Annotated in this window: 20 protein-coding genes; 11 read left to right on the forward strand and 9 right to left on the reverse strand. The window is 61.3% G+C overall.

Features of this window, described 5'->3' with window-relative positions; translation table 11 throughout:
* From AWB81_RS33410 to AWB81_RS33420, 3 genes are all read left to right on the forward strand, one after another.
* Nucleotides 1-333 (forward strand): porin (locus AWB81_RS33410; protein ID WP_144444242.1); only part of this gene is annotated, 333 nt, incomplete at its 5' end.
* A gap of 34 nt (nt 334-367) precedes the next feature.
* A complete protein-coding gene (locus tag AWB81_RS33415; protein WP_062641596.1) occupies nt 368-745 on the forward strand; it encodes a BON domain-containing protein in 378 nt (125 codons plus the stop codon).
* 473 nt (nt 746-1218) lie between these two features.
* On the forward strand, nt 1219-1443 hold the full coding sequence (locus tag AWB81_RS33420; RefSeq protein WP_062641599.1) for a CDGSH iron-sulfur domain-containing protein: 225 nt from the start codon (nt 1219-1221) through the stop codon (nt 1441-1443).
* Nucleotides 1444-1650: 207 nt separating this feature from the next.
* Here AWB81_RS33420 and AWB81_RS46560 read toward each other — a convergent pair whose 3' ends face one another.
* The 3 genes from AWB81_RS46560 to AWB81_RS33430 all read right to left on the reverse strand — a co-directional run bounded on the left by AWB81_RS46560 (nt 1651) and on the right by AWB81_RS33430 (nt 2941).
* Nucleotides 1651-1809 (reverse strand): hypothetical protein, encoded by a 159-nt coding sequence (locus tag AWB81_RS46560; RefSeq protein ID WP_167306372.1) that lies wholly within the window; start codon nt 1807-1809, stop codon nt 1651-1653.
* Between the two features lie 126 nt (nt 1810-1935).
* Complete coding sequence (phaP, locus tag AWB81_RS33425) at nt 1936-2475, reverse strand: TIGR01841 family phasin (RefSeq protein ID WP_062641601.1); 540 nt, start codon at nt 2473-2475, stop codon at nt 1936-1938.
* 220 nt (nt 2476-2695) lie between these two features.
* The gene (locus AWB81_RS33430; RefSeq protein WP_062641603.1) at nt 2696-2941 is read right to left on the reverse strand and encodes a hypothetical protein; all 246 of its coding nucleotides are present in this window, start codon (nt 2939-2941) and stop codon (nt 2696-2698) included.
* Nucleotides 2942-3270: 329 nt separating this feature from the next.
* Here AWB81_RS33430 and AWB81_RS33435 point away from each other — a divergent pair, with 329 nt between their 5' ends.
* The 3 genes from AWB81_RS33435 to AWB81_RS33445 all read left to right on the forward strand — a co-directional run bounded on the left by AWB81_RS33435 (nt 3271) and on the right by AWB81_RS33445 (nt 6925).
* Nucleotides 3271-4563 (forward strand): MEDS domain-containing protein, encoded by a 1293-nt coding sequence (locus tag AWB81_RS33435; RefSeq protein ID WP_062641605.1) that lies wholly within the window; start codon nt 3271-3273, stop codon nt 4561-4563.
* A 26-nt stretch (nt 4564-4589) separates the two neighbouring features.
* A complete protein-coding gene (locus AWB81_RS33440; protein ID WP_327372949.1) occupies nt 4590-5201 on the forward strand; it encodes a response regulator in 612 nt (203 codons plus the stop codon).
* Nucleotides 5202-6190: 989 nt separating this feature from the next.
* The gene (locus tag AWB81_RS33445; protein WP_062641610.1) at nt 6191-6925 is read left to right on the forward strand and encodes a Crp/Fnr family transcriptional regulator; all 735 of its coding nucleotides are present in this window, start codon (nt 6191-6193) and stop codon (nt 6923-6925) included.
* 59 nt (nt 6926-6984) lie between these two features.
* Here the strand turns inward: AWB81_RS33445 and AWB81_RS33450 are convergent, their stop codons facing one another.
* Both AWB81_RS33450 and AWB81_RS33455 read right to left on the reverse strand, forming a co-directional pair.
* Nucleotides 6985-9291 (reverse strand): two-partner secretion domain-containing protein, encoded by a 2307-nt coding sequence (locus tag AWB81_RS33450; RefSeq protein ID WP_235026040.1) that lies wholly within the window; start codon nt 9289-9291, stop codon nt 6985-6987.
* Nucleotides 9292-9718: 427 nt separating this feature from the next.
* The gene (locus tag AWB81_RS33455; RefSeq protein ID WP_062641611.1) at nt 9719-11140 is read right to left on the reverse strand and encodes an MFS transporter; all 1422 of its coding nucleotides are present in this window, start codon (nt 11138-11140) and stop codon (nt 9719-9721) included.
* Between the two features lie 203 nt (nt 11141-11343).
* Between AWB81_RS33455 and AWB81_RS33460 the strand changes: the two genes are divergently transcribed.
* A complete protein-coding gene (locus AWB81_RS33460) occupies nt 11344-12024 on the forward strand; it encodes a hypothetical protein (protein ID WP_062641613.1) in 681 nt (226 codons plus the stop codon).
* 48 nt (nt 12025-12072) lie between these two features.
* Here AWB81_RS33460 and AWB81_RS33465 read toward each other — a convergent pair whose 3' ends face one another.
* Nucleotides 12073-12915: an EamA family transporter gene (locus tag AWB81_RS33465; protein WP_062641614.1), complete on the reverse strand. Its 843-nt coding sequence runs from the start codon at nt 12913-12915 to the stop codon at nt 12073-12075.
* A 170-nt stretch (nt 12916-13085) separates the two neighbouring features.
* Here AWB81_RS33465 and gcvA point away from each other — a divergent pair, with 170 nt between their 5' ends.
* Nucleotides 13086-13985 (forward strand): transcriptional regulator GcvA, encoded by a 900-nt coding sequence (gene gcvA / locus AWB81_RS33470; protein WP_062641618.1) that lies wholly within the window; start codon nt 13086-13088, stop codon nt 13983-13985.
* 31 nt (nt 13986-14016) lie between these two features.
* On the opposite strand, the gene AWB81_RS33475 is transcribed toward gcvA, so the two are convergent.
* Nucleotides 14017-14910 carry an SDR family oxidoreductase gene (locus AWB81_RS33475; RefSeq protein WP_062641620.1) on the reverse strand — a complete coding sequence of 298 codons (894 nt, stop codon included), beginning with the start codon at nt 14908-14910 and terminating at the stop codon, nt 14017-14019.
* Between the two features lie 104 nt (nt 14911-15014).
* Between AWB81_RS33475 and AWB81_RS33480 the strand changes: the two genes are divergently transcribed.
* Complete coding sequence (locus tag AWB81_RS33480; RefSeq protein WP_062641622.1) at nt 15015-15842, forward strand: helix-turn-helix transcriptional regulator; 828 nt, start codon at nt 15015-15017, stop codon at nt 15840-15842.
* 225 nt (nt 15843-16067) lie between these two features.
* On the opposite strand, the gene AWB81_RS33485 is transcribed toward AWB81_RS33480, so the two are convergent.
* A complete protein-coding gene (locus AWB81_RS33485; RefSeq protein ID WP_062641623.1) occupies nt 16068-16295 on the reverse strand; it encodes a hypothetical protein in 228 nt (75 codons plus the stop codon).
* A 195-nt stretch (nt 16296-16490) separates the two neighbouring features.
* On the opposite strand from AWB81_RS33485, the gene AWB81_RS33490 reads away from it, so the two are divergent.
* A complete protein-coding gene (locus AWB81_RS33490) occupies nt 16491-16763 on the forward strand; it encodes a hypothetical protein (protein ID WP_087135372.1) in 273 nt (90 codons plus the stop codon).
* A 105-nt stretch (nt 16764-16868) separates the two neighbouring features.
* Here AWB81_RS33490 and AWB81_RS33495 read toward each other — a convergent pair whose 3' ends face one another.
* Entirely contained in the window at nt 16869-17138 is a 270-nt protein-coding gene (locus AWB81_RS33495) for a hypothetical protein (RefSeq protein WP_062641625.1), read from the reverse strand.
* A gap of 384 nt (nt 17139-17522) precedes the next feature.
* Between AWB81_RS33495 and AWB81_RS33500 the strand changes: the two genes are divergently transcribed.
* Nucleotides 17523-17972, forward strand: a complete 450-nt coding sequence (locus AWB81_RS33500; RefSeq protein ID WP_062641627.1) for a hypothetical protein — start codon at nt 17523-17525, stop codon at nt 17970-17972.
* Nucleotides 17973-18694 lie beyond the last annotated feature (722 nt).

Below are 18694 nucleotides of genomic sequence, written 5' to 3' on the forward strand. Positions count from 1 at the left end.
ATATCCGCCTCGTACGGCATTGGCAAGAACCCGGCGAACACCAACACCGCGGACTTCGAAATGGCATCCGGCGGCCTGGGCTACCAGTTCAGTCCGCGCTTCAAGGTCACTTCCGGCTTTTACTACCTGAAAGACCGGAACAATTCGGCGAATCATTCGAGCGAAGTCGCAGTGGGTGCTGAATACAACGTGTCCCAGAGGACCAAGGCGTACGCGCAAGTCGGGTATGTCAACAACGATGGCACCATGAACCAGACGATCGTCTATGGGGCTCCCGTCGCGCCGGGCAAGTCGACCACGGCGGCGATGGCCGGCATCCGCCATACGTTCTGATTTCGCAACCTACAATAAGCACCCGGAGTATTCAATGAAGAGCATCAAGGCATTCAGGCTGGCCGTCGGGGCCGTAGTCGTTGCAACTTCCATGACCGCATGGTCCCAGACAAGCGAAACGGCCAGTGCGCCGGGCACATCCGCGGCGGCCGCGTCGAGTTCGGCGGCGCCGGCCACCGGAAGGAAGGCGAATCGTGCCCTTCGCCGGCAGGTTTATAGCGCCATCTCGAAGAGCAAGGAGATTAGTGCCGGAAATATCAGCGTCGTCGCGAAAGACGGCGCCGTGACACTCAGTGGCACGGTCACGGACGCATCCCAGATTGGCAAGGTCGCGGAAATCGCGAAGGGCGTTCCCGGAGTAACTTCGGTCACCAACAAGCTGATCGTGGAAAAGCCTTTGGGGGGCATGTAAGTTGCCGTAGTTGGCACTGCAGTTCGGCGGGGGCGATCAAGAAGTGGCTCGCGTCCGCCATGCGCAGCGCTGACATGGAGTCGACATAGGAATGACCCGCTTTGGGGACTGTTAAGCAGTTGATTGACGCCGGCTATCCTTTCCGAGGCGAGTCCCGTAGCTCCCTCAACGTTGGACATGGATCGCGTCGCGTCGGGCGTCAGTAGGGTAGGTAGCTGGATGGAGAGCGTCGCTTTGAGCGCAAGGCTGAACTCATCGACGACGTCGCGACGCTCTCGTCTGGTAATCCTCGGAATGTCGTAAATGACTAGCGGACTGCGCGAGAATAATTGGCAGGACGGATTGCAGCGCTACCGCTGCTGGCCCCTGTGCGTTTTTGGATGTAAGCTGAAAGCCGGACCTGCGTCCCGGCGTGGTATTGAGGGCTTTGCCAATTCGTGGGTTCGCGCGGTTCATACTCATTGAAGGCGCATATGGCAACTGCAATCATCACTCCACGAAACGATGGCCCCTATCATGTCAAGGGCGAGTTCCGCATCGTCACGCAAGGCGGAACGCCGATCGACGTGGATAAGGACGAAGCATGGCTATGTCGCTGCGGCCACTCTAACAACAAGCCGTTCTGTGACGGTTCCCACAAGAAGGCGGCATTCGCCAGTAACCTTGACGAAAAACCGCTCGACGGCCGGCCCGCTTGACGCGTGAGCAATAGATGAAATTCTTCTGAACGGTGCTCGGCCGCTTTGGGCAGGTCGAGCAGGCCGCCCGTCGTGAATTCGTGGCGAAGCGCGTGGCGATCCTCGTTCGCGCGGGTCGCGACTTCGACCAGCCAGCCGCATTCCTCGAGTTGCGTTCGAAGCGACTCGCTTGGATTGCAGCTTACGTAGCGAGCTTACGCGTTTGCATCAGCGCCAGGGGCGGGTGCTGTGCCACCAACAGGCGTCGTCAAGATGCTGGATCAAGCGCTGCCGTCGACGCTCGCGGCGATAATGGCCGACGACCATCATCGCCGCGATCAGCAACGCGGATGACCCCACGATGGTTGCCACAATCGATTCGTCCATCCGAGACTCTCCAATGCTAAGGCCCACTGCACCGGGGCGGCCACCATTGATCGCGAGGTTCGCACCGGCCATGTAGCCAGACCCTCCTTCGCACTTGATCGCATCGCTTTCGCGGGCGCTTGTCGATCAGTGGGAGGGCGCGGCGATTGTCGAGCCTGCCTCGGTCGCAGTTTTCAGGCTTCTTGTCGCGATGTCCGCAGTCTGCTGCGCCGTCCGTTGCAACGATTCGGACCATGTTTGCGACGAGGTAATTGCCGACTTCCAGGCAGCGATCATTGCCTCGGAGCCTGCCGGCCCTGATCTGGTCACCTCGTCAACAAGCCTTTGCATTCGCAGGTTATGCTCTTCGTAACTTGCCTGTGCGAGTTGCAGACATTCCCCCTGAACGGACGATAGGATCTCCAGAAGTTGCCGTCCGTATGACTGGGCTTGCTCAGCGCAGGGCGCCGCGAAACTAGCTTGAACTGCGCACCATTCATTCGGGTCTTTTGCAAGCAATGTCTTGGCAGTGTTCGCCGACGTGTCCGCGAGCGTCGCCTTTGCTGTCTGCACATTCAGTGCGACCACCTTTTCGACGCCTTCGAAAAGTTTGCTTGCGAGGTCGAAGAAACCGTCGAAAGCAGCCTTCTGCGCCGTGGAAATATGCTCGGGGCCCAACGCGTTCATCAGAGAACTCCTGGAGATTTGATTCGGTGTGAGACCTGTATCGCACCGGATGGGATCGATGCGTCGTTGACGCGACCGCACGCATCCACCGGTCACTCCCCGAAAGATTATTGGGTGCCGGATTCGAATTGCCGCAAAAAAAGCGGATGGTCGGCGTACCCATGAGGCGATAGCGCACCGCGGCGCGATGCGGCTATTTCGCTGCGAACCGGTCGAGAGATCAGGTCCGGCGTTTCAAGCCGAAAGAACAGGCGCGGGGCGCGTACGCACCTCCAGTGCGCACAACCGCTTTGAGTACCGAGTCGCCGTCGTGCGTGAGATAAGGACGGTGATGGCCCGATTCGAGACGTTCCATCGATACGAGGTGTCGCTCGACCAGCGTGCTGATCTCGGCGCGGGTGAGGTCGACCTCATCCGGCCCATCCCTGACCAGCATCAGCGTAGCGAATTCATGGGGAGTCAGCATGTTGTCTCGTCTTTATAGGTTCTCTCCGCACTCGAGACAGGACCTCGGTGCATGAGATTGTGTATGTGCGACGCTGGATGACCGAGCGCTGCCCAGGCTGCAGCGGCCTGGGGCAGACAATTGCTCGTCATTGGTCTATGTTGACAGAGCGCGCGGCCATCACCATCAAGAATTGCAGACGAATCTTGTAGGGGATTCGATACATTAACGATTCATGCGACCCTCGGGGCATCGCGAACGGGCGCTGAGCCGCACAACTTCGATGGCACGTACGGTGCAACTCGCGCCCCTGCTAGAATCGTAACGAACGAGCGGCCCCGGAGCCTTCGATGTGCAAGCATGCTGTCCAGTTCTACGAGAGTGAATCGTTCCTTTACGAAAAGGTCTCGCGTTTCATTAACGCGGCGCTCAGCGCCGGCGAAAGTGCAATCGTGATCGCAGGAAATGCGCACCGGGAGGCGATCGGGCGCCGGGTGAGCATCGCCTCGGTCGAGAGCGGCTCAGAGGCCCGGTTCATTTCGCTCGACGCCGAGGAGACGCTTGCAAGTTTCATGGTCGATGGCTGGCCCGATGCCGCTCGATTCGCCGACGTCATTGGATCGGTCATTCGCCGGGCGTCCCGCAACGGCGCGTTACGCGTACGCGCCTTCGGCGAGATGGTCGCGCTGCTGTGCGCGGCTGGCAAGGCGCAAGCTGCGGTGCGGCTCGAGGAATTATGGAACGATCTGGCGCGCGACCACGACTTCTCGCTGTTGTGCGCCTATCCGATGGAACTGTTTCAGGGTGAGGAAGAATCGGGCGCCTTTCGCCGCATTTCCGCCGCCCACTCGCACGTATGCGCGTCCGAGGAATATGTAAATGTGGCGGCGGACTCGGATCAGTTCCATCGCGCGACTGCACTACTGCAGCAAAAGGCGAAGGCGCTCGAATACGAAGTCGCACGGCGCAGACAGACTGAGCTTGCGCTCAGCCAGCTCGCCGCGCATCAGGAGCGAATTCGCGAAGACGAACGCAGGCGCATCGCGCGCGAAATACACGATGAACTCGGGAGCGTGCTCACCGGTATAAAGGCATATGTCTCGGTCGCGATCGACCGCGCAACGGCGGAAGGGCGACCCGTCGATCCCCAGCTCGCCGATGCATCGGATCTCGCCGACACGGCAATCGAAACGGTGCGCAGGGTGATCACGGACTTGCGCCCCAGCGTGCTGGACGAACTTGGCATTTGGGTCGCGCTGGAGTGGTACGCGGGGCGGATCGAGAAGCAAACCGGCTTGAGCTGCCTGGTAACGATCGACGCGCCGGTTGCTGCGATGACGCTCGCAGCGGAAACGAGCATCGTGCTGTTTCGCATCGTTCAGGAAGCGTTGACGAACGCGATCCGGCACGCCGGGGCATCGCAGATCACAGTGCGGGTCCTCCTCGACAAAGAGGCGCTCATCGTTGAAGTAACGGACGACGGCAAGGGTCTCGAAGCCTCGCACGTTTTCAACGGCGTGTCGTGGGGCATCGCGGGCATGCAGGAACGGGCGCGCCATGTCGGCGGCGAGATCAAGATCACGGGAATCACCGGCTGCGGTACTGCGGTCGTTTTCCGGTTGCCTCTGGACCAGATTCCGTGACCAGCGACTCGATCAGCGTCCTTCTCGTGGACGATCACACGGTCGTGCGGAACGGCGTGCGGCTCATGCTCGGGACCGCGAGCGACATTGAGGTCACTGGGGAGGCCGAGACGGCTCAAGAGGCGCTCGATCTCGTCCAGCGGCAGGACTTCAATGTCGCACTCGTCGATATCGCGTTACCGGACCGCAGCGGACTTGATTTGCTCAAGCTCATCCGGGTCAAGAAGCCCGATCTGCCAGTGCTCATGCTGAGCATGTATTCGGAGGAAATCTATGCCGTACGAGCGCTCAAGCATGGGGCAGCTGGATACCTGACCAAGAACAGCCCCACGGCAACGCTCGTCGGCGCGATCCGCAAGGCTGCCACAGGCGGCAAGTACATCAGCCCCGCACTTGCCGAACAGTTTGCACTCAACGTTGGCGGCCATCCCGCGGTGTCGCACGAAGCACTGTCTGATCGCGAGCTTGAGGTCCTGAAGCTCCTCGTGTCCGGCGAAAGCCTCGCTGCGATCGCGAAGACGCTCCACTTGAGTCCGAACACGGTAACCACGTACCGGTCGCGCATTTGCCAGAAGTTGCGCCTCAAGAGCAATGCAGAGTTGACGCGCTATGCGCTCGAGCAGGGACTGCTGCTGTAGAAGCTTGGTGGCGCTTAGCATCGGCGCCTTACGTGAGCATCGCCACGGACGCCGCAAACGATTAGCTGAATCGTCGCTTTTGAATATTCGATCTTCATACAGCTCGCAGCTTTTGAAAAAACAAATTGCTTTTCCGGATGACTGAAAGCGGCGAACCCGCGGGTCGTCGGATTTTTGTCCTGCACTGCGAGACTCGGTCATTCATTATCCATTTCGATCCGACTTCCTTGGGGGAACGTCAAAATGACGCTGTCCGAAACCCTTAAAATACGAACAGTGCCGCAGTCGTGCGATTATGCGTATCGGTTTTAAATAGCAATCGAATCGTTGCGTAATCGTTGAATCGGGAGTAGCGCATGTGAACCAGGGCGTTGACTCGCCAAGGAGGCGCAGTCGATATCACAAATGCAACGGTTTCAATTGCCTTGCGTGATGCCCTCCTGGCTAACTCGTGCGAACGAAGCAACGGCGCCAGCGCCCCCTGCAATAAGGCTTTAGCCCGTGCCGCCCCCGCTCAGCGTCCCGATTTCAGCGGCTTCACTGCTGACCAAAAATCAATCGGGCAACATTTCTGGCACACGTCGTTCCGGTGCCGATATTCGAAATTCTATTTCGAATATGAGCCTGTCAACAAAGGCGCGCAAACGCAAAACTGATTTCTTAGCGAGTAATGCCAAAGGCATCAGCGACATCGGATGGTCATTTCATCTGTTCAAAACTGAATCAAATCCGTTCGCGCGTCCAGGGGTACGCCGCAGTACATTCCGACTGCCTCGTTACTGGTATGGGGTTTGCGGATGCTGGCACGGCTCTCGCTTATGTATGACAAAGCACAAAAACAGCCGCCAAACCGAATCGAACCGGCGGCAATAACGTGCTACGGGGCTGGTTGCAACATATTTCGATGAACGCCAATAGATGCGCTCACGAAACTTGAAGCGGACCGGAAAAATACAGCGCAAAGCGCACAGACCAGGCGAAAGAAAATCATGTTGACCCTTCAGTCCGACCTGCACGGCAATCATTTGTTGGGCGCGCTTCCGGCGCATGAATGGCAAGCCATCGCACCTCATCTCGAACTTGTTCAGTTGCGCACCGAGCAATTGCTGTGCGATTCGGGCCAACGCATTCATCACGTGTATTTTCCGACCACGGCCATCGTCTCGCTTCTGCACACGATGGAAGATGGTGGCTCGGTTGAAGTGGCGGCAGTGGGTCGTGAAGGGATGACGGGCGTGCCCGTGCTGACCGGTGGCGATACGATGCCCACGCGCGTTCAGGTTCAAGGCGCAGGCTTCGCGTATCGCATGAGCGCGAGTGCGTTGCGCGAACACTTTGGTCGCTCGGACTTTCTGCGTCGCATCATGCTGCTGTATATGCAAGCGCTGCTGACTCAAGTGGCACAGACGGCCGCGTGCAACCGTCATCATTCGCTCTCCAAGCAGTTGTGCCGCTGGCTGCTGATCCAGGCAGACCGCACATCGTCGGACCAGTTTCGCGTGACGCAGCAGATGATCGCCGACATGCTGGGGGTGCGTCGCGAGGGCGTCACGGAAGCGGCCGGCAAGCTCCATGACGCTGGGCTGATCCATCACAGCCGCGGTTGCATCAAGGTGCTCGATCGCGCCGCTCTTGAGGCTCGCGCGTGTGAATGCTACGGCATCGTCAAGCGCGAGTTCGACCGGATGCTGCCGCGTACGCGTCAGGCTGAGGCCGTTGCATGATTGGGGCAGGAATGCGATCTAGGCACAGCTGAAGCCGGGGCGCGACGCACGTTCAACGTTCAACGTTCAACCTGCCACCTTAGCACCGGATGAGTCGCGCCAGCCGGCATCACCCAGACGCCGTTCTGCCCGAAATTCCAAGTCGGGCCGAAGCTGGATACGCGGCTCATTTGCGCGGTCGTGAAACCGTTCGCTGCCGGAACCGCCGTGCCCTCAAAGACACCGTTGGCGCGGCCAGTCGTTTGCGTGTCCCAGTACACGTCGCTTCTGATCGTGCCGGTGTTGTTGCGCGTTATGCCGCCGACCGAAGGCGGCACGCCCGGCGCTATCGACGTCGCCGCGAACGACTCGCTGATCGTCCCTGTGTTGAAGTCGACGAGACCGCCCGTGCCAAGCGCGCCGACCGAGCCCGACGCATACGATTGCCGGATCGTGCCATCGTTCACGCCGACGAGGCCGCCTGCTCCGGTGTACGCGGTGCCGCTAACAGAACCCGTCGCGTAGGACTGAGTGATCAGGCCGTTGTTCGTCGCGACGAGGCCGCCCAGTTCTCCCGAACCAGTGACCTTTGCGCTGCTGCCCGAGCGTTCGACGGTGCCGTTGTTGATGCCCACGAGGCCGCCCGCGCCGGCACCGGAGACGGCATTGAACGGCGACACGTCACCCGACGTATACGCATGCGTGATGAGGCCGTTGTTCGTCCCCGCAAGCAGGCCGACCGCCGCGACGAACGAGTTCGCGGACGATTCGACGATCCCGACATTGCGAACCACTCCCGCGCTGCCGATCGTCGAAAAGAGGCCGACGTAGGCCAGGTAAGAAGGATTGGTTTCGTCGTAGCCCGTTACCTTGATGCCCTTGATGACATGGCCCATGCCATCGAACTGGCCGTTGAATGCCGTTTGCGTGCGGCTGCCAAGCGAAGTGAAATTTGTGGTCGATGTGCGTGCGTCGATGTCCTTGCCGAGCGCATAGGTCCCTGCGAGATCGCTCGAAATGCTGGCGAGATCGTCGATCGTGTTGACGAGTTTATAGGCCGTAATTTGCGTCTTGAGCCCGCTGTAGTCTGCTGCTCTCCATGCCGGATTGCTGCGTATCGCGCCTGCAGTGTAGGTCCCGTTCATGTCATGGAGTGCCGCGACGGTGCCCGTGCTGTGCGACCAGTCGATCGTGCCGCCATTGGTTACGCTGCCGGCGTTGTTGACGCCGCCAGCGTCCGCGCGCAAGGTCAGATTGCCGGCACCTGTGTTCCCGACTGTTGCAGCGGGGCTGACATTCACCGAGTGCTGCGCGTTCAACGTGAGCGATGCGTCGCCGCTCCAGCGCAACGCCGACTGCACGTCGATGTTGCCGCTCGAGCCTTGCGTGCCCGTCGTGTTCACGGTGATCGATGTGCCGCTCGACAGGTTCCTCGCCAACGTTCCAGCGGATCGCGGGCCCGCCACGTAGGCGGGCGCGCTCACGTTCCATTGCGCGGCATCCACGACGACGTAATCGAAATCGAATGTCCGCGCAGTGGTATCCACCGTGCCGCCGCTGCCGTTCGCATTCGATGCCCCTACATACCCGTGACTCTGCACGGTGCCGCTATCGGCGACGAGCCACACGTGACCGTCACGCGTCGCGGTCCCGGTCGCGCGCAACTCGCTGTTCTTGCCCGCGAGCGCAAAGATGTTGCCGTCGGCGGCCTGCAGATTGATCTGCGCAGCGCTGATCGCACCCTCGTTGATCACGTTGCCCTGGCTACCCACTTGCACGAACACCTGCGGACCGCTCGTCGAATCCTTGAGCAACACCTGACTGCCTGCCGCGAGTTCGACCGTTCCGCGCGGCGCTTCCACCGTGCCCTCGTTCACGACGGTCGCGTGTGAGATCAGGAATACATCGCCCTGGCTTGAACCGATTTTGCCGAGGTTGACGACGACGCCGCAGCTATCGCCGGTCAGCGTGAGCGGGCCGCCTTTCATGAAGGCGTCGTTGGTCATGTCGAGCGTGGATGCAACGAAGCGCCCGCCTGTAGTGACGACGCCGCTTGTCCCGACCAGCACGCCATGTGGATTGATGAGGTAGAAGCTGCCTGTCGCGTTCAGCTTGCCGTCGATGATCGATCGGTCGATGCCTGTCACGCGGCTAAGCGTTGCGCCCGAACCATTGTTGACGTTGACGCTGTTGGCGCTGCTAATCGAAAAGCTGCGCCAGTCGATGACGCCGCGAGTCGTGGTCTGTGTGATGTCGAGGGTGTTGCCATTTGCGCGAATCGCGCCGGCGCCCGCAGCGAAGTTACCGGCCTCGGGCAGTGGACCTGCATGGGCGAATCGCGTCGCGAACAAGATCAATGCAATCGCGCGAAGGGAATGCCCTGCCACGAATCGTCGATGTCGTGGATGAAACGAATCGCGCAATGAGGTTCGGAGGAACAGTGCGGTTCGAGCGTGCGGCATGCTTCACTCCAGACAGAGCATTCTTGCTTACAGTCGGCCTTACGTCCCTATTAGTTATAGCAGACGGTCCAAACGCCCATGTCTTGCCAACCCCAGCTAAATCGGACATTGTTCACGGTCATTTCAACCATCCGTTTCGGACGGTTTGTTATCCGGGTCCGTGGGGTCGACCTTCGCTGCGTGAAGCACTACGCGTCGGAGTTCGTCAAACGCTGCATGCGGAGGAGAGCGTCGTGCTGGTCGTGCGAGTCGTCCGTTTCGTATCTACCCACGGTCGCAACCACAGACTTTCGACCTTCAATCTCTGTGGGCGAGGGTGAGCAGAGCCGTCACCGTGGTGCAGCCCCGCGCGTCACCTCGATGCGTTGCTCAGCCTGTGCCCGGCATCGCCGGAGAGCTTCACGTAGCCGTAGATCGACACGAGCGTGAGCAAGCCCGCGCCGAGAAAGGCGAGACGAAAGTCGTCGAACGTGAAGATGTGCGCGTGCGTGGCGGCGTTGTCGTGGAAAGCCGAAGCCGCGCGTAACGCGAGCGCGCCGAAGGCGATGCCAAGACCGATGCTCATCTGCGCCGCCGCGTTCCACATCGTGTTGGCGGCGCTCATTTGCGGCTGCGGCACGTCCGCATAGGCGAGCGTGGCGAGCGACGAAAACTGCATCGAGCGCGTCACGCCGTAGACGAACACGACGAGCAGCGTGAGCGCGAGCGACGATGCGGGCGTGAGCAGGCCGCACGCAATCGTGAATACGCCGCAGACGGCGCAGTTGATGATCACCACGTTCCGGAAGCCGTGCCGCTTCAGGATGGCGGTCGTCAGCGCCTTCATGCCGAGATTGCCGAGCGCGCTCGCGAGCAGCAGCAGTCCCGAATGGAACGCGGACAAGCCGAAGCCGATCTGGAACAGCAGCGGCATCAGATAGGGCACAGCGCCGATGCCGATGCGCGTGAAAGTGCCTGTGATCACCGTCACGGAGAACGTCGGGATTCGAAGTGTCGTCACGTCGATCAGCGGATGCGGGCGTCGCAGTGCGTGCTGGTAGGCGAGCACGCCGATCACGAGACCCGCGACGATGACGGCGAGTCCGATCCACGGATTGGTGTCGGGCTGGATCGCCATGTCCGCGCCATAGAGAATCGCTGTGAGTGTCAGGCCGCTCAGCACGAGGCCGCCGACGTCGAAGGGGCGGCGTTCCTCGCTGCGCAGATTCGGCACCCACTTGAGCACCGCGATCAGCACGGCGAGACACACCGGCAGGTTCAACAGGAAGATCCAGCGCCACGATGCATAGGTGGTGATGAAGCCGCCGATCGGCGGGCCGACCACAGGCGCGACGATGCCGGGCCAGGTGATCGTCGAGATGGCCTGCATCAACTGCTTCTTGTCGATGCTGCGCACCACGGTCAGGCGGCCGACCGGCACCATCAGCGCGCCGCCGATGCCTTGCAGGACCCGCGCCGCCGTGAACTGCACCACGTCCTGCGAAATGCCGCACAGGAGCGACGCCAGAGTGAACGTCACGATCGCGGTGAAGAACACGCTGCGCGAGCCGAAGCGATCGGCGACCCAGCCGCTCGCCGGAATGAAAATGGCGAGTGCGATCATGTACGCGCTCATGCCGAGGCTCAACGCGTTCGGACTCGTGCCGAACGAACGGGCCATTTGCGGCAGCGCGGTCGCGATGATGGTGGTGTCGAGGTACTCCATGAAGAAGGTCGCGGCCACGACGTAGGGAAGCGGGCCGAGCGAGACTGAACGGGCGGTCGGATCTTTCATTCTCTGACTGAAGTCGGATGACATGCGAAGGGTGGGTCGCATGCTACCAGCATTGCCTCTCACGCCGCTTGACGTTCGGCGCGCCGGCACGGCTCCTGGACCGTCGTGTATTCCACACACCAGGGCGTCGGATCGCGTCACTTTTTTCCGGACGAATAGCCGAAATCCTTATACTTTCTGCTCCACAGTTCTGAGGACGAATCATGTGGCAGACGCAGTGGCAGGAGATGCCAGCTTTTCTGAAGCAGATCGACTGGCCGAGCTGGCTCGCGATCGTGGTTACGTCGAGCGCCGTCAGCGCTTTTGTCGTCCTGGCGATGCAAAGCCTGCGAAACCGGTTTGCGCATCGGCGTGATCGTCGCGACGCCGCTCTGGAAATCGCCGTCTCGCTCGAAGGCTACGCGCGGTTGTGCCGGGCAATGATGCACCGCGCGGACTGGGCGCTTACCGAGATCAGCCGCACGGGTAGTCGCGACGCGCTGAGGAGCATCATGCTGCCGGCCTTCCTGTTCCCCGAGCGCGTGCAGTGGCAACGGCTCGGCCACAGGAGCGTATCCGAGTTGCGCGACTTTCCGGCGCGGATCCACGCGGGAAGGGAAGACCTGGGCTCGTTCGCGGAGTACGGCGATCCGGTCGCGATGGGCGAGGAAGTGGGTCTGGAAAGCGCCAAGGCCGCAAGAGATGCGCTGGCGCTCGCGCGCGCGACGCGCAAGAAACACGGTTGCGTGCCGTGGCGACCGGGTGCGAAGGACGCCGATCTGAACCGCGAACTGGTGAACTACATTGCGAGCGCGGAAGAGAAGCGTCAGACGCATCGGGATCGTCAGACGCCCGGTTTCTTCCCGGCGCGCTCGACGCCGCCGGGGTCCGTGGCGCTCGAATAGTCGGTCCTGGCGGAAGCGCGGGATAATCGTCGGGCGCCGCGTCGTCGGTCATAGGCCCAGACAGATCGCTCCGGCCGCGACGATCACGCATGCCAACCAGCGCTTTCCGCTTATCGCTTCTCGCAGGAACGTCCGTCCGATCAGCACCGCGAACACGACGCTGGTCTCCCGCAACGCGGATACCGTGCCCATCGCGCCCGACTGCATCGCCCAGATCACGATGCCGTAGGCCGCGATCGACACCAGTCCGCCGGCGAGCGACGAACCGATGGCCAGCGGCGCGGCGCGTATCGGCGTCCACAATGCGTCGACGCCGCGCATCGCGACGAAGAGCACCGGCATCAGCCAATAGAACATGAACATCCACGCGGTGTAGGCGAGCGCCTGGCCGCTCGTCGAGCGCACGCCGATGCCGTCGATCACGGTATAGACCGCGATCGTCGCGCCGACCGTCAGTGCGGCGAGCGCTCCGGAGCGGGACACGGAACCGCCTTCGAGCGCGAGCGAGATGATGCCGCCCGAGATCATCGCGATACCGAGCGCGTGCAAAGGCCCGATCGTTTCATGCGCGAAGAGCGCGGCGCCAAGCGCGACGAGCAGCGGCGACGAGCCGCGCGCGATCGGATACGCCTGCGCGAGATCGCCGCGTCGATACGCGCGCACGAGGGTCACGTTGTAGACGATATGCACGAGCCCCGACGCGATGATGCACGGCCATGCCGCGTCGGGCGGCAACGGCACGAATACGACGACGACCGTGGATACCACCGCAATGGCGATGCTCATCCACGTCATGGAGAGGAAGCGGTCGCGGTTGCCATGCAACATCGCGTTCCAGGTCGCGTGAAGCAGCGCGGCAAAAAGGACGAGACCGCCGGTATAGCTCAGCATGCGTAATCAAGGTTAGGGAAGGGCGCGGGCCGCCGGCTGTCGATTCTTGTCCATGCCCCGGATTTTTGCTGCCTGCATCGACATCGGCGGTGGTGGAGAAAGCATAACTATCTTGTGAGGCCCCGACAAACCAGATAAATTGGCCGCTCGCGATAGAAAAACTCCTGCGAATGAAACGAACATTGCCGCCACTTAACGCATTGCGCGCCTTCGAGGCCGCCGGCCGGCTCGGCAGTTTCAAGGATGCGGCAGTCGAATTGCACGTGACTCACGGCGCGGTGAGTCAGCATGTGCGTCTGCTGGAAGCGTGGCTCGGCGCGCCGTTGTTCGAACGGCACAACCGGCGCGTGTCGCTCACGCCGGCGGCGCAGGCTTATCTGGAAGAGATCGGTCCGCTGTTCGGGCGACTCGCGCAGGCAACCGCGAGATACGGTTTGCCCGGGACGGTGGCGCGAACGCTGTCGGTGAACGCGCCCGCGACGTTCACGTTGCGCTGGCTGGTGCCGAGACTCGCGCGGTTCCACGCAGTACACCCCGGCATCGACGTGAACGTGGAGACATCGAACGAGTCGGTCGAGAGTCTCGCGGATGCCTGTGACATCGTCATCCGTGGCGGCCCGGACACGTTTTATGGTTATTCGATGCGGCCGTTCCTGTCCGAGGAGCGGCTTCCGGTCTGCAGCCCGGCGCTCCTGCAGCGCGTGCCGCTTATTCAGCCTGACGACATGCGCCGGCACACGCTGCTGCATACGTCGAGCCTTCCACGGCTCTGGCCGGACTGGCTAGCAAAGGCATCGATGCCCGCGCTCCAGCCCGCCGGGGTCCTGACCTTCGATCACTTTTATCTGACGCTGCAAGCCGCCATCGACGGACTGGGCATCGCGATGGGGCCCACTGCGCTAGTCGCGGACGACCTTGCCGCCGGCCGGCTGGTCGCGCCGTTCGACGGTCCTCGTCTGCCATCGCGAAGCTATTGCACCTACGTGCCCGACGAGAAAGCCCCGAACGAACTGGTTGCGTTGTTCCGCGCATGGCTTGAGCGCGAGGGAACGCGCTCGCAGACAGCGTAAAGCCGATGCCGTCATGCTCTGTCGCGGACACTCACGACGCGACGTAACGCGCCTCGTCGAGATCTGCGATCAGCGTCGGTCCGTCCGGATTCCAGTTCAGGCGCGTCCGTGTCTGCGCGCTGGAGGCCGGCATATCGAGGCCGACGAACATGCTCATCCAGCCGAAGTGCGCTTGCGCGTCCTCCGGGGCGATCGAGACGACCGGCAGTTTCAGGCCCCGGCCGAGCGACCCGGCGATCTCGCGGCTGCTGACGCCTTCTTCGGCGACCGCGTGATAGCGCGCACCGCGCTCGCGCTTTTCCAGCGCGAGCCGATAGAGCCGCGCGACATCCGAGACATGAGCCGCCGGCCAGCGATTGCGGCCGTCGCCCACATACGCCGAGACGCCTTTCTCCCGCGCGATGGCGATGAGCGGCGTGATGAGTCCTTGCCTGTACGGGTTGTGAACCTGCGGCAGCCGCATTACCGATACGTTGATGCCCGCGTCCAGCAGTGCATTGCCGGCGAGTTCGGACGCGATCCGGGGGTTCGGATGATCGAGGTTGAACACGTCCTCGGTTGCGGGCTCGCCGTGTTTGCCGCTGCCCATCCCGGTGCCGGAGGTTACGACGAGCGGACGATCGGAACCGGCGAGCGCGGCGCACAGCGCGGCGATGACGCGCCTGTCCTTTTCGCAGTTCTCGGCGAACCTCGAAAAGTCGTGATCGAAAGCCGTGTGGATGACGCCGTCTGTCCGGGCGGCGCCATCGCGCACGCTGTCGGGATCTTCCAGCGTGCCGCGATGAACTTCGGCGCCCGCTTCGACGAGCGTGTGCGCGCCCGCATCCGAGCGGGCCATGCCGATCACCTGATGACCGGCCCCGATGAGTTCGGGAACGAGGGCAGAGCCGATAAAACCGGTCGCGCCGGTCAGAAAGATGCGCATGGTCAGTTCTCCTTGGTCGTGACCCGCTCACTATCCGACGATTCTTTATCCCGTTAAAGTAGTGACCTCATCATAGTAAAGCGACTAACAGGTTCAGGTCTCTCATGTCAGTCAATACGGCGTTATCGCTCGGGGATTTCCTGAGAAACCGCCGCTCGCGGCTCGACCCGGCGAGCTTCGGATTCTCCGGACGCCGGCGCACACCGGGATTGCGCCGTGAAGAGGTGGCCCAGCGCGCCCAGATCAGTCCGACCTGGTACACGTGGCTCGAACAGGGGCGTGGCGGCGCGCCGTCCGCGGATGTGCTCGACCGGATCGCCAGCGCGTTGATGCTGACCGATACCGAGCGCGAGCACCTCTTCATGCTCGGGCTCGGGCGGCCGCCGGAAGTCCGCTACAAGTCCGTCGAGGGCGTCAATCCACGGCTGCAGCGCCTGCTTGACTCGCTCGAAGCCAGCCCGGCCATCATCAAGACGCCCACGTGGGACGTAGTCGCCTGGAATCGTGCGGCGGCGGTCGTGCTGACCGACTACGGCGCGCTGCCGCCCGGCCAGCGCAACATCCTGCGCTTCCTGTTCGGCAATCCGGCCGTGCGCGCGAAGCAGCACGACTGGGAAGGCGTCGCGCGTTTCGTCGTCGGATCGTTCAGGGCGGACGTGGCGCGCGCGGGCCTCGTCTCGGAAGCCGGCGCACTTGTGGATGAACTCTGCAGCATCAGCCCCGAGTTCGATGCGTTCTGGCGCGACAACGATGTGCTCGGACATCAGGACGGAGAAGCCGTGAAGCGCCTGCAGCACCCGAGGCTCGGTCCGATCGCGCTCGAGTATTCGGCGTTCGCCGTCGATGGCCGGCCGGACCTGGGCATGATCGTCTACACCCCGCTCGACGAAGGAATCGCCGGACAGATCAGGCTGCTCGCCGCGCAGGCGTGACTCGCCAAGGGCATACGGTTTGCGAAGCCGCGCCATGCGTGCCTTGCGCTGATCCTCGGCGAGCAGTCGATCCCAACCATAGCTGTTTGCCCGGCGCGATCGCGACGTGCATCAGGTCATGATGGAGACAACGAGACGAGGCTCGAGCGCAATCATCGCCCGACGGATAGTCTTCACGGGCGATTCGATGGCGCGCGACTGGCGATCGGCGAGATCAGCAGAGTGCTAGGATGCGAAAAAGCACTCTTTGAGGACGTGATGCAAAACCCCGCTCTGTTCCACGTCCTGATGGACTATCTGGAAGCGACCGGCGCAGAGCCAATGGACGTTGAACGGTTCGTCGACCGTTGGCACCGCCTGCGATCGCACGAAGCGTTTCCCTGTCCGGTCTGCTTCCTCGCTGGAGAAGAACAGCCACTTGCAGCATTGCCGGCGCGAGGCAAATTCGAGCACGTCAAATGTCCAACTTGTCGGACGCAGTTCGATATCCCGATTGACGAGTAGTCTGAGAACCGGCGCACTACATTGCGGCGATGTTCGTTCCAGATCGGACAGGACGTGCTCAACGCCGCCGATGAGGAAGATTGAGAATCAGGGATGCCCCTTGGCAGGACGTCCCGCTCGATTCCCCGATGAAGGGAGACGGTAATGCACAAAGAACTAGAAGTTGGCGATTACCTGCTGGTCATCAGCGCATTGCAAAAAGATGATCCCGCTGATGCGGAGAACGTCATTGGTTTCAATGCCCGCGTGATCGTGACTCGCCTTGACCGAACCCCGATTCACGGCGCGGTGCTCACCGAGGATTCCGGTGAAATGAGCGGTAGTCATGGGCCGTTCGCGACCGTGGGTGACGCCATAGCTCACGGCGAAGCATGGGGAAGACACTTCGTCGCTCGCGTGTTGGGCGGTGCTGTTTGATTTCGGTTGCCACGAGGACCTAGCAATCGCGCGGGATGATAGGCAAGTGCCTGATACTCACCTCGATCGTTGGAAGCGCTTCAAGAAAAAATATCGTGAGCCTGGCTACGTCGATTCGCCTTGTAGGAGGTCATCCACAAGGCGGCGCCCGGCACTGTAGCCTCCCATAATCGCGGCACCCTCGGTCGAGAACGCCGCCCCGCCAGATTCACCAAGCCGCAGGGGTGTGAAGTGCGCGAGCGGCGCGCCCGCCTTAATGATTCGGACGATTGCGATGTAACCATAATTGGACATCGACGCACCTTTCCGCCAGTGGAAGCCCGCTTCGACCCCCACTTCAACTTCGAAACCGTGATATGGGTAGGTGCGATTCATTTGATGTCTCGCGATCATTTGCTGGCTGGCTATTCTGGAGGCAGCCCTGTGACATTCCTATGAACGAAACCCGGAACATCGACTCGGGGCCATCGATGTTATTCCATTCTAAAACGATATATACAGTTTTCTCCAGTGACGCGGCTGAAGACTTGCGGCAAAAAGGCTGCAACTGACCGGGGCACGCCAAGGACGCAACGCGCCCTTGGACGGCTTGATGCTTGCATGTCTGACTCTTATGGATATTACGAAAATTGCTGGCCCGGTCGGCCTTCGCTCACGTGAACCACGGTGAGAGTAATTTTCAGCAAGGGAAAGTCCGGTCGTTGCAAGTCGCATGCAACCGGTCAATGATGATGGGACGCCGTTGGAGTGGGAGTTGCCATGAACACCAAGCAAAGTAAAAAGGGACACCTCGAAGCTGCCGCATCTCATCACGAGCAAGCAGCGCGATTTCACCGGGAGGCGTCGCAGTATTACGAGGCAGGCAAGGATCATGATCACGCCGCTCATCAGGCAGTGTTGGCGCACGGCCATGCACTGCATGCCATCGACGAGGCTAATGTCACCGCCAAGCACGCGGGCGCTCCAATGTCGCCGGCAAGGTCAGTCGAAAGTGGCCCGACTGCCGCGCAGCACCACGCAGCGGCGTCGGACCTCCATGTGCAGGCGGCGCAACATCTGCGGCGCGCGGTAAAACTCTTCGAGGATGACCGCAGCGCAGTCGCTCATGAGACGCAGCTAGGATTAGCTCTCGCGTTACGGGCGGTAGCGCATGGCGACGAAGCGGCCAAGCAACATGTCACGGCGCTGCGGGAAACAGGCGCGACCTGACTATGGCGCGTTGAATTTCGCTGGCGCGATGCGCGCGCATTGGCAAAGTACCGCGCCACCGCGTTCACGTGGAGGCGACGGTGCCTCATGACGTCGATATCGAGTGCATCAAAGCGGAAGACTTACCAACAGGGTGTGCTTCCACCGCGGAGGCGGATGAGTGATCTGCGAACCGACGCGGCGACAGAAGTCATCAAGGATTGGCGTTCCGGGGTAGAAGCGTTAGTGTAGTAGCGATATTCCCGTCAAACGATGATGCGAGCGTTCATATGGAATGGACAGACACACGGCCATCAACTCCGGGTTACTACTGGTTGCGGTTCGTCGACGACAGATCGCCCCAACAGACCATCGCGGAAATTTCCGAGGTGCCTGGCAATGGGACGGGCGAATACGTCGTAATTCTTATGGGAGACGACTCCATAATGGAACTTGACGACGCGTATTTCGACGGGGGGCTGTTCGCTGGACCGATCGAGCCACCGTTGATTGAGGACCGACCGTAACCCAACTCACCGCCGCGGACCGCGGGTTTGTGCGTAGAAGAGTCGGGTTGATGAACCTTCGCGCCATGGCGACTTCCGATCGAATGCCAGACAGTGTGTCGCTTTGATTTTACATAATCAACTTTATCAACATTTCAGCTGTAGGTCCCAAGTTCAAATGTCGCATTTCCGCCAAGTAGAGATGTCGCATTTTGTCGTAGGTTCGTGTCCAGACAA

It is taken from the genome of Caballeronia arationis, from assembly GCF_001544975.2.
GTDB classification, from domain to species: Bacteria; Pseudomonadota; Gammaproteobacteria; order Burkholderiales; family Burkholderiaceae; genus Caballeronia; species Caballeronia arationis.

Excerpts from the sequence above, each read along its gene's own strand:
- AWB81_RS33415 (WP_062641596.1), top strand. The coding sequence starts at position 368 with ATGAAGAGCATCAAGGCATTCAGGCTGGCCGTCGGGGCCGTAGTCGTT.
- AWB81_RS33420 (WP_062641599.1), top strand. The coding sequence starts at position 1,219 with ATGGCAACTGCAATCATCACTCCACGAAACGATGGCCCCTATCATGTC.
- AWB81_RS46560 (WP_167306372.1), bottom strand. The coding sequence starts at position 1,809 with ATGGACGAATCGATTGTGGCAACCATCGTGGGGTCATCCGCGTTGCTG.
- phaP (WP_062641601.1), bottom strand. The coding sequence starts at position 2,475 with ATGAACGCGTTGGGCCCCGAGCATATTTCCACGGCGCAGAAGGCTGCT.
- AWB81_RS33430 (WP_062641603.1), bottom strand. The coding sequence starts at position 2,941 with ATGCTGACTCCCCATGAATTCGCTACGCTGATGCTGGTCAGGGATGGG.
- AWB81_RS33435 (WP_062641605.1), top strand. The coding sequence starts at position 3,271 with ATGTGCAAGCATGCTGTCCAGTTCTACGAGAGTGAATCGTTCCTTTAC.
- AWB81_RS33445 (WP_062641610.1), top strand. The coding sequence starts at position 6,191 with ATGTTGACCCTTCAGTCCGACCTGCACGGCAATCATTTGTTGGGCGCG.
- AWB81_RS33455 (WP_062641611.1), bottom strand. The coding sequence starts at position 11,140 with ATGAAAGATCCGACCGCCCGTTCAGTCTCGCTCGGCCCGCTTCCCTAC.
- AWB81_RS33460 (WP_062641613.1), top strand. The coding sequence starts at position 11,344 with ATGTGGCAGACGCAGTGGCAGGAGATGCCAGCTTTTCTGAAGCAGATC.
- AWB81_RS33465 (WP_062641614.1), bottom strand. The coding sequence starts at position 12,915 with ATGCTGAGCTATACCGGCGGTCTCGTCCTTTTTGCCGCGCTGCTTCAC.
- gcvA (WP_062641618.1), top strand. The coding sequence starts at position 13,086 with ATGAAACGAACATTGCCGCCACTTAACGCATTGCGCGCCTTCGAGGCC.
- AWB81_RS33475 (WP_062641620.1), bottom strand. The coding sequence starts at position 14,910 with ATGCGCATCTTTCTGACCGGCGCGACCGGTTTTATCGGCTCTGCCCTC.
- AWB81_RS33480 (WP_062641622.1), top strand. The coding sequence starts at position 15,015 with ATGTCAGTCAATACGGCGTTATCGCTCGGGGATTTCCTGAGAAACCGC.
- AWB81_RS33490 (WP_087135372.1), top strand. The coding sequence starts at position 16,491 with ATGCACAAAGAACTAGAAGTTGGCGATTACCTGCTGGTCATCAGCGCA.
- AWB81_RS33495 (WP_062641625.1), bottom strand. The coding sequence starts at position 17,138 with ATGAATCGCACCTACCCATATCACGGTTTCGAAGTTGAAGTGGGGGTC.
- AWB81_RS33500 (WP_062641627.1), top strand. The coding sequence starts at position 17,523 with ATGAACACCAAGCAAAGTAAAAAGGGACACCTCGAAGCTGCCGCATCT.